Source organism: Myxococcus dinghuensis, assembly GCF_024198235.1.
Taxonomy (GTDB): domain Bacteria; phylum Myxococcota; class Myxococcia; order Myxococcales; family Myxococcaceae; genus Myxococcus; species Myxococcus dinghuensis.
In genome coordinates this window covers 17,108-30,620 of the sequence record NZ_JAKCFB010000059.1, presented here as the reverse complement: position 1 = coordinate 30,620, position 13,513 = coordinate 17,108, and the positions used below count along the sequence as shown (strand labels likewise).

The window sequence follows — 13,513 nt, the reverse complement described above, 5'->3', positions numbered from 1 at the left end:
CGGGCGGCGGGACCCGTGCTTCGCGGGTCCCCACCGGGCCGACGTTCCTTCGTTCGCGCCTCAGTGCGCGTGGACGCGAGGCGGGGTGGTGCCCTCCCAGGCATGCGCGCCGCTGCCGGCGAGCATCTCCGGGGCGGGCGTGGTGGCCTGGGCCATGAAGCTGGCCGAGGCCTCGGGCGAGGCGCAGGCGGAGAGGATGCGCTCGGGAATCATGAACGCGCGGATGATGGCGTCGGCGATGTGGGGGTCGCGGCTGCCGGCGAACAGCAGCTCCGCGACGTGCGGCGGAGGCGGCTGGAGCAGCGCGTTGGTCCAGTCCGTGGCGGGCGCGGACGCGGCCCACATGCGCGCCTCCGCGTCACGGCAGAAGGACTCGTCGAACGGACGCTCGGCGCGCAGCGCCTCCACGATGGAGGCGGCCAGCGAGAAGGCGGAGGCGGAGGTCGCGTTGGCACCCTGACCGGCGATCGGGTCGTTCGTCACGTGGGTGTCGCCCACCGCCATGACGAAGCGCCCCTCGCCCAGCGCCGCCCAGGGGCGGCGCACCACGGGCGTGAACGCGCCCTGGAGGAAGTCGAGCGGACCGCGAACGCGGAACGCCGCGGGGTCGACGCGCTCGTAGGTCGACGGCGCGAAGCGCTGCAGGAAGTGCAGGAGCAGCGCGTCGAACGCCGCCGGGTCGTCGTCGCGCTTGCGCGTGCTCAGCATCGCCAGCTCACTGCCCGGCAGCCCCTCGATGAGCACGCTGGGCGCGCGGCCCTGCCGCGTGATGAACTGGGATTCGAACACCTCGCCCTGACCCGGCACCAGGTTCGCCTGCATGCACGCCGGCTCTGGCATGCGCACGCCGTCCAGGATGGCCGCGAACAACAGCCGGGGCGGCTTCGTGTGCGGCGACAGCTCCGGGATGCGCGGGAAGCGCGCCGTCAGGCCGCTGCGGCCCGTGGCCACCACCACGAGCGTGTGCCGCTCGGCCAGCGTCTTCAGCACCTCGCCATCCACCGGCCCCACCTCGAGCCGGCCCCCTCGCGCCACGAACTCCTCCGCGAGGCGTGGCAGGTAGACGCGATAGTCCACGCACAGTCCCGGCTCGGTCAGCCGCCCCGTCAGGCTGAAGGACTGCGGCCCATGCACGTGGATGGCGCAGCGGTTCATCGCCAGCTCCGGCGAACTCCAGAAGTCCACGCCCAGCTCGCGCTCACGCTCGCGCGTCGGCGAGTGGTGCGTCACCGTGTTCAGCAGCCGGCTGGCGCGCACCTTCGCGAAGTCCTGCTCCGCGTAGAGCGTCACCGCAACATTCTGCGCCAGCAGCTTCAATCCCAGATGCAGACCGGCAGTGCCGGCGCCGACGATACCGATGCTCGCCATCTGTCTCTCCTTCACTTTTCCCGCTCGGTCGCGGACGGCGGGTCAGTCCCCCCCGAGGGGCTGAGGGTTTCCCAGGTGTTCCGGGGTGTGCATGACTTCAATAGCACAACCCGAATGAATTCCTTCAAACAGGCCATACCCTTGATTGTGAGAGCCAGGAGGGTCCACCCGCACCCGTTGTGAAATGGACGGAACAGGGTGGAGTTGGGGCGTTGGGGGCGGGGGACCTACAGTCGGGGGCGATGAGTTCGGTCCTCGACGTGGTGTTGGAAGTGGGCGACGTGACGGCGATTGCCGCCGACGTCGTGCTGTTCAAGTACGCGCAGCAGCTCTACGGCGCGTCGGGGCAGGCGGTGGCGAGGCTGGGGGCCGAGGACAAGGGGCTGGAGTCGCTCCAACTGGTGCCGGGCGAGCTGCGCTTCGTGGAGACCCATGGGGCCCTGGGCGCGCCGCTGGCGCTCTTCCTGGGCACGGTGCGGCTGGGGGACTTCGGCTACCACGAGATCCGCCAGTTCTCCGTGCGCGCGCTCCAGGTGCTCGAGTCGCGTCCCGGGGTGAAGCACGTCGCCGGCACGCTCCATGGTCCCAACTACGGGCTCGACGAGGACGAGGCCGCGCTCGCGTTCGTGGGCGGACTGGTCGATGCGTTCCAGCGCGGCATCGGCCCGCGGGGCCTGGAGCGGTTCACGGTGGTGGAGGTGAACGCGCGGCGCGCGGGGCGGCTGCGCAAGGCGTTGGAGAAGGGGCTGGGCGGGACGCCGGGCGTGAAGGCGCTCCCCGAGGGGGGCTTTCGCGTGCAGCGCATGAACACGTTCGTCCAGGCGCCGCCGCTGGCCTCCGCGGGCATGGTGTCCATGGCCAAGCCCCACGCGTTCGTGGCCATGCCCTTCAGCCCGGAGTTCGAGGACACGTACCACTACGGCATCCTCGGCCCCGTGAAGGCGGCGGGGCTGTTGTGCGAGCGCGTGGACCAGGCGGTCTTCGACGGCCCCATCATCCAGCGCATCAAGGAGCGCATCGACAGCGCGAAGGTCGTCATCGCGGACCTGTCGCTGGCCAACCCCAACGTGTACCTGGAGGTCGGCTATGCGTGGGGGCGGGGCCGGCCCACGTTGCTCCTGGTCCGCGACGTGCGCGAGCTGCGCTTCGACGTGGCCTCGTACCGCTGCATCGTCTACCGCAACATCCGCGAGCTGGAGACGATGCTGTCGAGGGAGCTGGCGCGGCTGCTCGCGGCGTGACTACCAGCCGCGCGCGGCCACCGCCCAGGTCGCCGTCACGGCCTCCCCGCGCAGGACGTGCAGCCGCTCGTGCAGGTTGACGGCGGCGCAGACGTGATTGGGAACGACGCGCACGCGCTCACCCACGCGCGGACGCCACGTCGTCGCGGACACGTCGACGAGCCCGTGCTCCTCGGAGAGCCCCCGGACGAGGACGTCGGGTCGGTCCAGGAGCGCGCCGTAGCCTCCCGCCATGGCGAGGCCCTCCTCCTTGGCCAGGGCCTTGGAGCCCGCGTCGATGACCACCTGTCCGGGCACCGCCGTGCTCACCACCGTGGCCAGCACGCTGAAGGCGCACTCGCTCCAGTCACAGGCCCCGAGCGCGGCGGTGTTCCGGTCGTTGAGCACGTTGATGCCCGGGCGGATCTCCGTGAGGCCGCCCACCTCGTGGGAGCGCCACAGCGTGGGGGTCGAGCCGCCGCTCACGACGTCCGGGCGCAGCCCCTCCGCGGCGAGCGCGTCCACGAAGGCGCGGAGCCGCGCGGTCTGCTCCACCAGCGACGCGCCCTGCTCGGGGACCGGCGAGCGCAGGTGGCCCGGATAGAAGATGACCCCGCGGTACGTCACGCCCCCCGTGGTGGCGGCGGCCCGGGCGAGCGCGACGGCCTCCTCCGGTGACTGCGCGCCCACGCGCCGCATGCCCATGTCCAGCTCCACCAGCACGCCCACGCTGCGCCCGGCGTCACGCGCGGCGCGCCCCAGGCCGTCGAGCGCCTCGCGCGAGTCGAGCGCGACGGTGAGCCGCGTCGCGGTGGGCAGGGCCATGAGGCGCGCGAGCCGGCCCGCGCCCACGGGGGGATAGGCGAGCAGGACGTCGTCCGCGACGGTGGCCATGACCTCGGCCTCGCGAGGCGTGGCGACGGTGGCGCCCACCGCTCCCGCGGCGAGCTGGAGCGCGGTCAGCTCCGCCGTCTTGTGTGTCTTCGTATGGGGGCGCCAGCGCAGCCCGTGCTCGCGGGTGTACGCGGCCACGCGGCGGAGGTTGGCCTCCACGCGGTCCAGGTCCACGAGGGCGGCGGGGGTGACGAGCGCGTCGAGCAGGGGAGCGGCCATGCGGCGCATGGTGGCATCGCGCGCTTCCCGGCTCCAGCGCCCGGGCCTGGGGTGCGTTGCCCGGAGACAGCGAGGCCCGCGCGGTCCTGGAGGGGCTCCAGGCACCGGCGGGCCTCGTGGCCTCACGCGACGTGGGGCGAGGTCACTTCGTCGGGGGCGCGGGGACCTTCTTCGCCGGCGGCAGGTACTTCATGCCGAGCTGGTTGAAGACGAACGAGTACACGTCGACCTCCTCCTCGATGCGGGCGCTGAGCGGGGTGCCGGAGCCGTGGCCGGTCTCCGCGTCCGCGCGCAGGACGATGGGGTTCTTCGACGCGTTGGCGCCCTGCAGGCGGCCCACCATCTTCCGCGAGTGGAACGGGTCCACGCGCGGGTCGTTGGCGCCGGAGGTGAAGAGGATGGAGGGGTACTTCGCGCCGTCCTTCACGTTGTGCAGCGGCGAGTAGCCCAGCAGCGCCTTGAACTGCTCCGCGTCCTTCACCGAGCCGTACTCGGTGACGTTGAACTGGCCGTTGGACGTGCGCTCGGAGCGGAGCATGTCGTAGAGGCCGACGCGGGCCACCACGGTGCCGTACATCTCCGGGTGCTGCGTGACGACGGCGCCCATGAGCAGGCCGCCGTTGCTGCCGCCCTGGATGGCCAGCTTGCTCGGGCGCGTGTACTTCTGGTCCACCAGCAGCTTCGCGCACGCGTAGAAGTCGTCGAACACGTTCTGCTTCTTCGTGAGCGAACCCTCGGCATGCCACTTCTCGCCGAACTCGGAGCCGCCGCGCAGGTTGGCCACCGCGAAGACGCCGCCCTGCTCGAGCCAGAAGCCCGCGAGCGCGTTGAAGCCCGGGGAGATGGAGATGTTGAAGCCGCCGTAGCCGGTGAGCAGCGCGGGGTTGTTGCCGTTGAGCTTCGTGCCCTTCTTCCGGAGGATGGTGAGCGGGACCTTGGTGCCGTCCTTCGACGTGGCCTCCACGCGGAGGACCTCCACGTCGCTCACGTCCAGCGGCGACGTGCGCGCCAGCGCCGTCTTCGCCACCTTGCCGTCCTGCGCCGAGTAGCGGTACCAGGCCTGGGGCTGCACGAAGCTGACGTTGGTGAACAGCACGTCGTCCCCGTTCCCGGCGCTCACCAGTCCACCCACCGACGACACCGGCGGCGTGGGGAGCACACCCAGCTCCTTGCCCTGCAGGTCGACCATGCGCACCTGGGACGGTCCGCCGAGCTGCTCGCTCAGGTACAGCCGCGTCTTGGCCGGGTAGAAGCCCTGGATGCTGGCCTTGCCCTCCGGGACGAGGACCGTGGCCTTGTCCAGCGTGGGCGTGGCGAGCGGCAGCCGCAGCACCTTGCCCAGCGGCGCCTCGTTGCGGCTGAGCAGGTAGAGCGCGCCGTCATGGCCGAAGCTCGTGCCGATGACCTTGTCCGCGAACTTCGTCACCTGCGTCCACTTCCCGTCCGGGCCGTGGAGGAACAGCATGAACTCGCCGCCGTCGCCGTTGGCGACCTGCGCGGTGGTGTACTTGCCGTCCGGGGAGGTCTCCAGCGCCGTCATGGCGATGCGCGGGAAGTCCTTGCCCAGCTCGTACGTGTCCTGCTCGGTGGGCGTGCCCAGCTTGTGGAAGTACACCTGCTGGTAGAAGTCACGGTCCTCGGCCGGGCGCTCCTCGCCGCGCGGATAGCGCGTGTAGAAGAAGCCCGTGCCGTCCCCATTCCAGGCCAGGCCGCCGCCCGCGGTGCCGCCGTTGACGCGGGGGACCACGTCGCTCGCCAGCGGCTTTCCGGTGGCCACGTCATAGACGGAGACGTCGCCGCTCTCCGTGCCGCCCTTCGACAGGGAGATGGCGATCTTCTTCCCGTCGCGGGTCATCTCGTAGAAGTCGACGGTCGTCTTCCCGGACGGGTCCACCACCATGGGGTCCAGGAGCACGCGCTCCGTGGAGGTGTCGTCCACCGAGCCGAGCACCACCAGGAACGGCTGCTGGCGCGGCGGCTGGCTCTTCATGGCGATGAGCGTGCCCCCGGCCTCCATCAGCTTGAAGTAGGCAGGGGACTTCCACGTCAGCAGCTCCGTGACGCGCTGGCGGATGGCCTCGCGGCCGGGGAGCTTGTCGAGCAGCGCGCGCGTGTACTGGTTCTGCGCGTCGTTCCACTGCTTCACCTTCGGGTCGGTGGAGTCCTCCAGCCACTGGTACGGGTCCTTCACGTCCGTCCCGTGGTAGGCGTCGACGACTTCCTTCTTCTCCGTGACGGGGGGCTTCGCGGCGCCCTTGCCAGCGGCCGGGGCCGCCATGGGCATCACCAGGGCCGCCGCGACCAATGCGGTTCTCAGCTTCATGTTCACCTCGGGGGGACGGAAAAGCGGGGCACAGCCTGCCACGTCCCCACGGACGCGCAGCACCTTCGTGACGAGGGAATGTCACGGGGGCCCGCGTGTTCCGCCGGGTTGCCGCCAGGCGTCATGCGCGGAGGCCTTGCCGGGAATCCGAGGCGCCCTGCTCTGGGTGTCAGCGCAAGGGCAGCTCGACCAGGGCGGCGGCGAAGCGGTCGAAGGCCTCGTTGGCGGGCAGGGCGGTGCCGTCGTCCATGTTGCCGAGCATGAGCGCGAACACGACGCGCGGGTGCTCCGCGTCGCCCGGTCGATCGACGACACCGGTGAAGCACTTCTGTCCGGAGAGCGTGCCTGTCTTCGCGCGGATGTGGCCGGCGGTGACGGGAGTCACGGGCCGGGTGGCCAGCGTCCCGTCGACGCCCGCCACGGGCAGGCTGTCCACGAGGGCGGCGCCATAGGGTTCGCGCAGGCTGGTGAAGAGGACGCGGGCGAGTCCCCGCGCGGTGGCGAGGTTGTAGCGGGACAGGCCGCTGCCATCGACGGGGCGCAGGTCCCTCGAGGGGATGCCGCGTCGGGTCAGCTCCTGGCCCAGCGCGGCGCGCAGCGCGGTGTAGTCCTCGGCGCCCAGGCGCTCGCGCGCGAAGCGCATGCCCAGCCGCTCCGCGTAGAGGTTGAGGGACTCCTTGTTGGTGGCCTTGACCAGGGCGGACAGCGGCGGGCTGACGAGCGTGAGCAGCGGCTCGGGGCGGGGCGGCAGCAGCGGCGCGGGGGCCTCGAGCGTCCCGGGGAGTCGCGGGACGCCGCGCTGGAAGAGCGCCTCCTCCACGCAGGCGGAGAAGAGGGCCTGGGGCTCGTCCACGGACAGCCTCACGCTCGCGCTGCGGGGACAGGCGCTCGCGGGGGAGCGCCACACGCAGCGCACGCCGGGCGCGCCGCGCTGCCGCGTGCAGGAGAGGTTGGCGCGCTCGGCGCTCATGTCCACGCTCACCTGGGCGGGGAGGTTCGCGAAGGCGGGCGTGAGCTGGAGCGTCGGGGCCAGGGCGCAATCCGTCCCCTCCGCGCGGGACACCGCGAGGTCCACGACGTTCTCGCGGAACACGAACGCGGTGGGCGCGGCGCTGTAGCCATAGGCGGCATCGTCCCAGGCCCAGCCGGGGCCGAACGCCGCGTCCACGTCGGGCGTGCCGCGCACGCGGACCTGTCCCCGCCATTGGCGGATGCCCCGCGCCTGGAGGGCGTCCGCGACCTGCTCGCAGGCGAGCGCCGTCTCCGGGAACCGCCACGAGCCGAGCGATGGATCCCCCGAGGACTCGACCACGATGTCCCCCAGGAAGAGCCCGTCGTGCAGCGAGCCCTCCAGCGACACGGGCGTCTGGAAGCGGAAGTCGGGCCCGAGCGCGGAGAGCACCGACGCGGTGGAGACCACCTTCATCGTCGAGGCGGGCAGCAGCCGGACGTGCTCGCGGTGGGAGAAGAGGGGCTCGCCGGTGTGGGCGTCCAGGACGATGGCGCTCGCCAGCGCGCCCTCGGCCTCCAGTGTGGCGAAGAGGGTCCCCGCGACGGTGCCCACCGTGGGCGCCTCCGGACGTCGTGCACGGAGGCAGCCGGGAAGCAGCAGCGAGGCCAGGAGGAGGGGAAGGGATAGTGCGCGACGCATGGCGCCGGGCACGCTAACGCCCGGGCGCCCCGGGTGTCATGGCCCGTCTGGGAGGCGTGCGGGGAGCGCGTCGCCCCGGTCGTCCGGTATCCGACCCGGCGGCCCGCGCGGCCGCGCGCGTCGTCTCACCAGAAGCTGCCGACGAAGCCACCCATGACCCCGCCATGGGGCGTCGCGCCCACCGACGGGAACAGCCGCACCGACGGGCTGGAGGGTTCGGGCCGGGGATGCGCGGACTCCGTTTCGGCGGGGTGGGGCTCGAGGCCCAGCTCGTAGCCCATCACCGCGCCAGCCGTCGGCAGGATGAGGAGGCCCATGATGGCCAGGCCGTCGTTCGACTCGTTGAGCGCGGCGAACGTCAGCACGCCCGCGCCCGTGCCGACGACGGCGCCCAGGAGCGTGGTCATGAGCGAGCCGCGCTCCTTCATGAGGGTGCCGGAGAGATAGACGCCCATCGTCGCCCCGGCCGCCAGACCCACGGCCCCGGTCACCCAGGCCTCCCGACACGAACTCCCTCGGAGCGCGTCGCAGTCTCCCGCCAACAGGACGCCCGGCACCAACCCCAGGATGCCGGCGCCCATCGAAGCCAGGCTGCCGGCCGCGGATTCGATGGCGAGCCGCGCGGGGGTGGGCATCCGCCAGCGCCTGCGGGTCGGCGTGTCGATGAGGGTGGGGCCCTGCTGAACCTCGGGGGCGGCGGTCTCCAGGGCGGGGTCCTCGTCCTCGGGCGCGAAGAAGGGCGCGTCCGTCACGTCGTCGGGCGCGGGCACGAGCGGCGGAGGCTCGAGGATCGCCGCCGGTGGCGGCGTCGCGGCGGGGACGTCCTGCGCCAGGGCCGTGACGGGCAGGCAGGCCCAGAGGAGGAGGACGAGGAGCGGGCTCGGTGCGCGGTGCTTCATCGGAAGAGGCTCTCCAGTGGCACTGGCACCGTATCGCACTCCCCGCCGTCAGGGACGGAAGAGGGCGCCGAGGTCAGCACACGGAGTACCTTGACGGCGCACCGCGCGCCCCCCATCCTGCCGCGCCCCATGCCTGTCCTACGTGGTGCCGTCACCTTCTCGCGCTTCCGGGTCGAACCCGCCAAGGATGCGCCCTCCGACATCAAGCGCTGGTTGCAGCGGGGCCTCAAGGCGCATGCCTTCGAGCCCATCGACCGCAAATCCGAGGACGACCGCGCGGCGGGCTTCGTCGAGTTGGAGAACGCGGACGCCGTCGACTTCGCCGTCAGCCGCCTGTTCTATGGCGAGTACGCGCTGTTCTCGTTCCGCATCGACACGCTCAAGGTCCCCGCGCCCGCGATGAAGCAGGAGCTGGCCAAGTGGACCACCCAGTTCGAGGCGGAGAACGACCGGCCGCCCAGCCGGGGCGAGAAGTCCCAGGCCAAGGGGCAGATCAAGCAGATGCTGCGCAACCGCGCCACGCCGCGCACCAACGTGCTGGACGTGAGCTGGAACCAGACCACGCAGCAGCTCCAGGTCTGGGCCGCGTCGCGCAAGGTGGTGGAGGAGATCCTCATCGCGCTGGAGAACGCGCTCGGGCTGAAGCTCGTCGCGCTGACGCCGGCCGCCATCGCGCAGACGGCGGGTATCGATGAGAGGGCCTTGGGGCCCACCGCGGAGCTGATTGGAATGGACCTGCCGGCGGGGGAGGTGGCGCATGTCGAAGCGTGAGCAGGCCCGTATCGAGGCGGCGTTCGCCCGGGGCGACGTGGGCGTGGACGGCGGCGCGACGGAGGAGAAGCAGGACGAGGCCGAGGTCGAGAAGGGCAAGGCCCGCGAGGCCCTGCTGCGAGGCCGGGCCTACCTGGGCCGCGAGTTCCTGACGTGGATGCTGTGGCGCTCCGAGTCCGGTGACGCGCTGGTGGAGTACGAGAAGGCCGGCGTCAACGTGCTCTTCATGGGCCGCGTGACCCTGCGAGGCGTCGCGGGCGACGTCACCGAGATGAGCGCCAAGGGCACGCTCGCGCCGTACTCCACGCAGGTGAAGCACGCGCTGGACCGGGGACTGCTGGTGGCCCAGGCCCGCGTGCGCTTCACGCATGGGGAGAAGGAGTACGAGGCCACGCTGGACTCCGAGTTCCTCGACGTCCGCGCGGCGAAGCTCCCGGCGCTGATGAGCGAGGAAGAGGATGATCAGCTCACCGAGCGCCTGTTCCTCACCGAGCAGCTCTCCGCCATGGTGGATGTGCTGGTGAACGACTTCCTGAAGGTCCGCGCGGGCAAGACGTGGAGCAAGCAGGTCGTGCCGGCGATGAAGGAGTGGATGCGCGGGGACGAGCAGGGCGCGGACGCGCTCGCCAAGGCCGCGCGCGCCCGGGGCAAGGAAGCCCGCGCCGCCCGGCACTGAGGTTCGTCGTTCCACCCGGGCAGGAGAGGGCGCCCACCAGCGCCCCATGCCCGGGTGTCATGAGTCTCGAGGCGGGCGCGGAGCACGCCCCGGGCTCGCTGCCCCGGCCGCGTGGCGTTGCTAGGGCCCCGCCGGAGCGAGCGCCCGGAAGCCCTCCGCGAGCGCGATGCCGATGTTGCTCATCAGGTCCTGCCGCGCGTTGACCACGTAGAGGTGCGGCGTCAGGGCCCAGACGTCGCGCAGCACGCGCCGGGGAGGAGGGGGCGGCTGGAGCGTCAGCTCCGCCTGGAGCAGGGGCAGCACCTTGTCGGAGAGGCGCAGCGCCGTATCCATGACGAAGATGGCCAGGTGCGGACGCAGCGCCCGGACGCGCCGGAAGAACGCGCCCACCTCGTCCGGGGCGAGGTGCTTGGGCGGGGACGACTTCATCTCCAGGTAGATGAGCTTGCCCTCCGCCGTGGCCACGACGTCCAGGTCCCCGCCGACGTCCGGCGCGTGGAACTTCACGCCCACGGCGACGTCGAGCGCGAACCGGCCGCGCAGCTCCCGCGCCACGTACCACTCCAGGGTTCCACCAAAGCTGGCCGCCGGGCGCAGCAGTCGATACCGACCACCGTCCTCGCGCGCGGCGAGGTCGAGCGACACGAGGTCCTCCGCGAAGGCCCGCGCCTGGGGCTCCTCCAGGTAACGCGTGGCCTCGGCGGGGGCGAAGCTGCCGTGCCGGAGGATGGCGCCGCGCAGGAACAGTCGGAAGGCATAGTGGCTCAGCCGCTCCATCAACTGCTCGGCCCGGGCGCCCTCCACGTCGGCGGGGAAGGGGAGGTCCAGGGGCGCGATGGTCGCCTGGAAGCCACGCCGGGCCAGCATGGCGAGCGGCTCGTTCCCGGGCGTCAGCAGCACCCGGGGGGCTGGCGGCGCGTGGGCCTCGCTCAGCTCCAGCTCCTTCGCGGTGGGGAGCTCGTCCTCGGTCGATGGCTGCTCCGTCATGTCGTCACCCTATCCCGGTTCATCCTCGCGCGAGCTGGCGCGTGGCCGGGCAGGGACTGTCTCCCGTCTCGGAGTCTGACCCGTCACCTGGAATGGAACGCCCCCCGTCGTTCGTGTCGCTACTGGACGTAGACGGGGCAGTAGCGCAGGAACTGCGTCACCGGGGGCTGGCACAGTTGAATCAGCCGCGAGTCGTCGCTGAAGCTCTTGCTCTTCGCCTGGAGGTAGCACGACGCGGGGTTGTCCTGGGCCGTGGCGAACTGGCACAACTGCACCGCCTGCCCCTGCGTCAGCGAGCCATCCTCCTGGACGCGGAGGAAGCACTTCGCGGGGGCGTTGGAGCGGGCGCCGCGGCACAACTGCGTGGCGGAGTACTCATCCGAGAGGCCGCCCTGCTTCACGGTCTCGAAGCAGGAGACCTGGGGCGCGGTGCCCTCGTCCTGCGCGAGCACGCTGGCCGGGAGCCCGAGCAGGGCGAGCGCGGCGAAGGCGCCTGGAGTCCACGCCTTGCGCGGAGAGCGCTGCCGGGGCGAGGTGCGGTCTGGGGTCATCGCGAGCCTCCTGCCGACAATCTAGGGGACGCGCGGAGGAGGGACAGGCGCGGCACCCGGCCGCCCCCGGACGCGACAGGAGGCGAGGCGGATGCCTGCCCGCCCCGCCTCCTCGTGACGCCTCGGCTCAGCGCGCCTGGGCGATGCGGTTGTTGCTGCCGGTGTTGCTGATGCGCGGCTTCTTGCCCTTCTCCGGGCCACGCTTCCAGGTGATGCTGTTGCCGCTGCCCGTCGCCTCGATGCGCCGCGCGATATCGACCGTGACCTTGTTGTCGCTGCCCGTCACCTCGACGTGCTCGCAGGCCCCCGTCAGGGTGACCTTGTTGCCGGAGCCGACGATCTCCGCCTTGCCGCCGTCACCACAGTCGTGCGTCACGGTGCGGTCGGAGTCCACCAGCTCGAGCGACCCGTTGCTCCGCGATGACGTGTCCCGCTCGTCGTCGTCATCGTCATGTGCCACGGCGCCGCCGACCTGGACGTTGACGCCGTCGCCCGTGCGGACGCGCGTCGAACCGCCGCGCGTCTCGACGGTGTTGCCCTGTGACCTCACCCGGACGCTGCCGTCCTTGCCGACCTTGACCGACGCGGCCTCGTCCTCCTCCTGGGCACTGGCGGTCATCGCCCCCAGGACACATGCGATGACGACGAAAGCCTTCGACCTGAACTGGTTGCGCATTGCGGTGGACCCCCTTGAGTGGATGGACGTGCAATGTACGCAACGGCGTCGCGGAGATTCAAAATCTCCGCGACATATCCGCGCGCGCGCCGGCCCTGTACATTGCCGTGACTCTTCATCTCGGCACATGCAGCGGAGGGGGCATGGCGGACGTGGCGGCGGACCTCGACCCGGAGTGGCGCGCCTGGCTGGCGGAGAACGTGGTGCGAGGCGTGGCGACACGCCGACTCGTCGACACGCTCGTGGAGGCCGGCCTCCCCGAAGCCCGGGCCCGTGACGCGGTGGAGGCCACGACGCGGCAACTCCCCGTGCGCGAGGCGCGGCGCCTCGCGAACTCACATGAGGAGGCCCTGTCGTTGCTGGACACCCGCGTCGCGCTCCTTCGCCAGACCGGCAGGCAACGGGTGTTGGATCGGCACCGGGACATGCCCGCGCGGGAAGTGATGGAGCAGTACTACCTCACGCAGCGGCCCGTCGTGCTCGAGGGCTTCATGCGCGACTGGCCCCTCATGACGCATTGGACGCCGGCGCGCCTGGCCGAATCCCACGGGGCGGTCGAGGTGGAGGTCATGGCGGGGCGCGAGGCCCGCGCCGATCACGACCTGGAGCCGGATGCCTGTCGGCAGGTGATGCCCTTCGGCGTGTTCCTCCACCGGCTCCAGGAGGCGGGGCCCACCAACGACCTCTACATGACGGCTCGCAACTTCGCCCTCGAGCGGGAAGAGCTGCGCGGGCTGCTGGAGCACGTGCGCTACCCGGAGGGCCTCCTGCGCAAGACCGACCGCGCGGGCGCCGTGAAGCTCTGGGTGGGACCCGCGGGGACGCTGACTCGACTCCACCACGATCTGGGCACCGTCCTCTTCGGACAAATCCACGGGCGAAAGCGCTTCCGCCTCATCCCCTCGTTCCAACTCCACCACGTCTACAGCCACCTGGAGGTGTGGAGTCAGGTCGACGCGGAGCACCCGGACCTGGCCCGCTTTCCCGCGTACCGTGAGGCGGAGGTCCTGGAGACCGTCGTCGGTCCCGGGGACATGCTGCTCATCCCCGCGGGGTGGTGGCACTGGGTCCACGCGCTCGACGTCAGCGTGTCCATCACCTTCCAGGAGTTCGCCACCCCTGAAGGCAACGCGTGGTGGAAGCTGCGATGAACCGGTCGACGGCCTGCTTCACTTTTCCAGTGGCGGCGTCGTGGGCGGCTCCGTCGGCACGGTGCGCTCGACGCTGGGTGTCGACTGACCACCGGGGTTCGGGACGATGCGAGGGGCCTGCCGCGTG

12 protein-coding genes are annotated in these 13,513 nt (G+C 71.5%); 4 read left to right on the top strand and 8 right to left on the bottom strand.

All coding sequences use genetic code 11. The features are described 5' to 3' along the window. Positions 1-60: 60 nt before the first annotated feature. A complete protein-coding gene (locus LZ198_RS39600; protein ID WP_253977358.1) occupies positions 61-1,368 on the bottom strand; it encodes a styrene monooxygenase/indole monooxygenase family protein in 1,308 nt (435 codons plus the stop codon). A gap of 242 nt (positions 1,369-1,610) precedes the next feature. Between LZ198_RS39600 and LZ198_RS39595 the strand changes: the two genes are divergently transcribed. Further along, positions 1,611-2,609, top strand: a complete 999-nt coding sequence (locus LZ198_RS39595) for a nucleoside 2-deoxyribosyltransferase (RefSeq protein WP_253977357.1) — start codon at positions 1,611-1,613, stop codon at positions 2,607-2,609. Here the strand turns inward: LZ198_RS39595 and LZ198_RS39590 are convergent, their stop codons facing one another. The 4 genes from LZ198_RS39590 to LZ198_RS39575 form a co-directional block, all read right to left on the bottom strand. Then, the gene (locus tag LZ198_RS39590; protein WP_253977356.1) at positions 2,610-3,710 is read right to left on the bottom strand and encodes an alanine racemase; all 1,101 of its coding nucleotides are present in this window, start codon (positions 3,708-3,710) and stop codon (positions 2,610-2,612) included. It abuts the gene before it with no gap. A 133-nt stretch (positions 3,711-3,843) separates the two neighbouring features. Beyond that, positions 3,844-6,024: a prolyl oligopeptidase family serine peptidase gene (locus tag LZ198_RS39585; RefSeq protein WP_253977355.1), complete on the bottom strand. Its 2,181-nt coding sequence runs from the start codon at positions 6,022-6,024 to the stop codon at positions 3,844-3,846. A gap of 169 nt (positions 6,025-6,193) precedes the next feature. Beyond that, the gene (gene dacB, locus LZ198_RS39580) at positions 6,194-7,675 is read right to left on the bottom strand and encodes a D-alanyl-D-alanine carboxypeptidase/D-alanyl-D-alanine endopeptidase (protein WP_253977354.1); all 1,482 of its coding nucleotides are present in this window, start codon (positions 7,673-7,675) and stop codon (positions 6,194-6,196) included. 125 nt (positions 7,676-7,800) lie between these two features. Next, the gene (locus LZ198_RS39575) at positions 7,801-8,574 is read right to left on the bottom strand and encodes a hypothetical protein (RefSeq protein ID WP_253977353.1); all 774 of its coding nucleotides are present in this window, start codon (positions 8,572-8,574) and stop codon (positions 7,801-7,803) included. 129 nt (positions 8,575-8,703) lie between these two features. On the opposite strand from LZ198_RS39575, the gene rdgC reads away from it, so the two are divergent. Further along, positions 8,704-9,345, top strand: a complete 642-nt coding sequence (gene rdgC, locus LZ198_RS39570) for a recombination-associated protein RdgC (protein ID WP_253977352.1) — start codon at positions 8,704-8,706, stop codon at positions 9,343-9,345. Next, positions 9,332-10,021, top strand: a complete 690-nt coding sequence (locus tag LZ198_RS39565) for a hypothetical protein (protein WP_253977351.1) — start codon at positions 9,332-9,334, stop codon at positions 10,019-10,021. The genes rdgC and LZ198_RS39565 overlap by 14 nt, the downstream gene beginning before the upstream one ends. Positions 10,022-10,141: 120 nt before the next feature. Here the strand turns inward: LZ198_RS39565 and LZ198_RS39560 are convergent, their stop codons facing one another. From LZ198_RS39560 to LZ198_RS39550, 3 genes are all read right to left on the bottom strand, one after another. Beyond that, the gene (locus tag LZ198_RS39560) at positions 10,142-11,008 is read right to left on the bottom strand and encodes a DUF1887 family protein (protein WP_253977350.1); all 867 of its coding nucleotides are present in this window, start codon (positions 11,006-11,008) and stop codon (positions 10,142-10,144) included. Positions 11,009-11,127: 119 nt separating this feature from the next. Continuing rightward, entirely contained in the window at positions 11,128-11,559 is a 432-nt protein-coding gene (locus LZ198_RS39555) for a hypothetical protein (protein WP_253977349.1), read from the bottom strand. Positions 11,560-11,686: 127 nt separating this feature from the next. Further along, on the bottom strand, positions 11,687-12,235 hold the full coding sequence (locus LZ198_RS39550) for a DUF3060 domain-containing protein (protein WP_253977348.1): 549 nt from the start codon (positions 12,233-12,235) through the stop codon (positions 11,687-11,689). A gap of 143 nt (positions 12,236-12,378) precedes the next feature. Here LZ198_RS39550 and LZ198_RS39545 point away from each other — a divergent pair, with 143 nt between their 5' ends. Beyond that, positions 12,379-13,386: a cupin-like domain-containing protein gene (locus tag LZ198_RS39545; RefSeq protein WP_253977347.1), complete on the top strand. Its 1,008-nt coding sequence runs from the start codon at positions 12,379-12,381 to the stop codon at positions 13,384-13,386. Positions 13,387-13,513 lie beyond the last annotated feature (127 nt).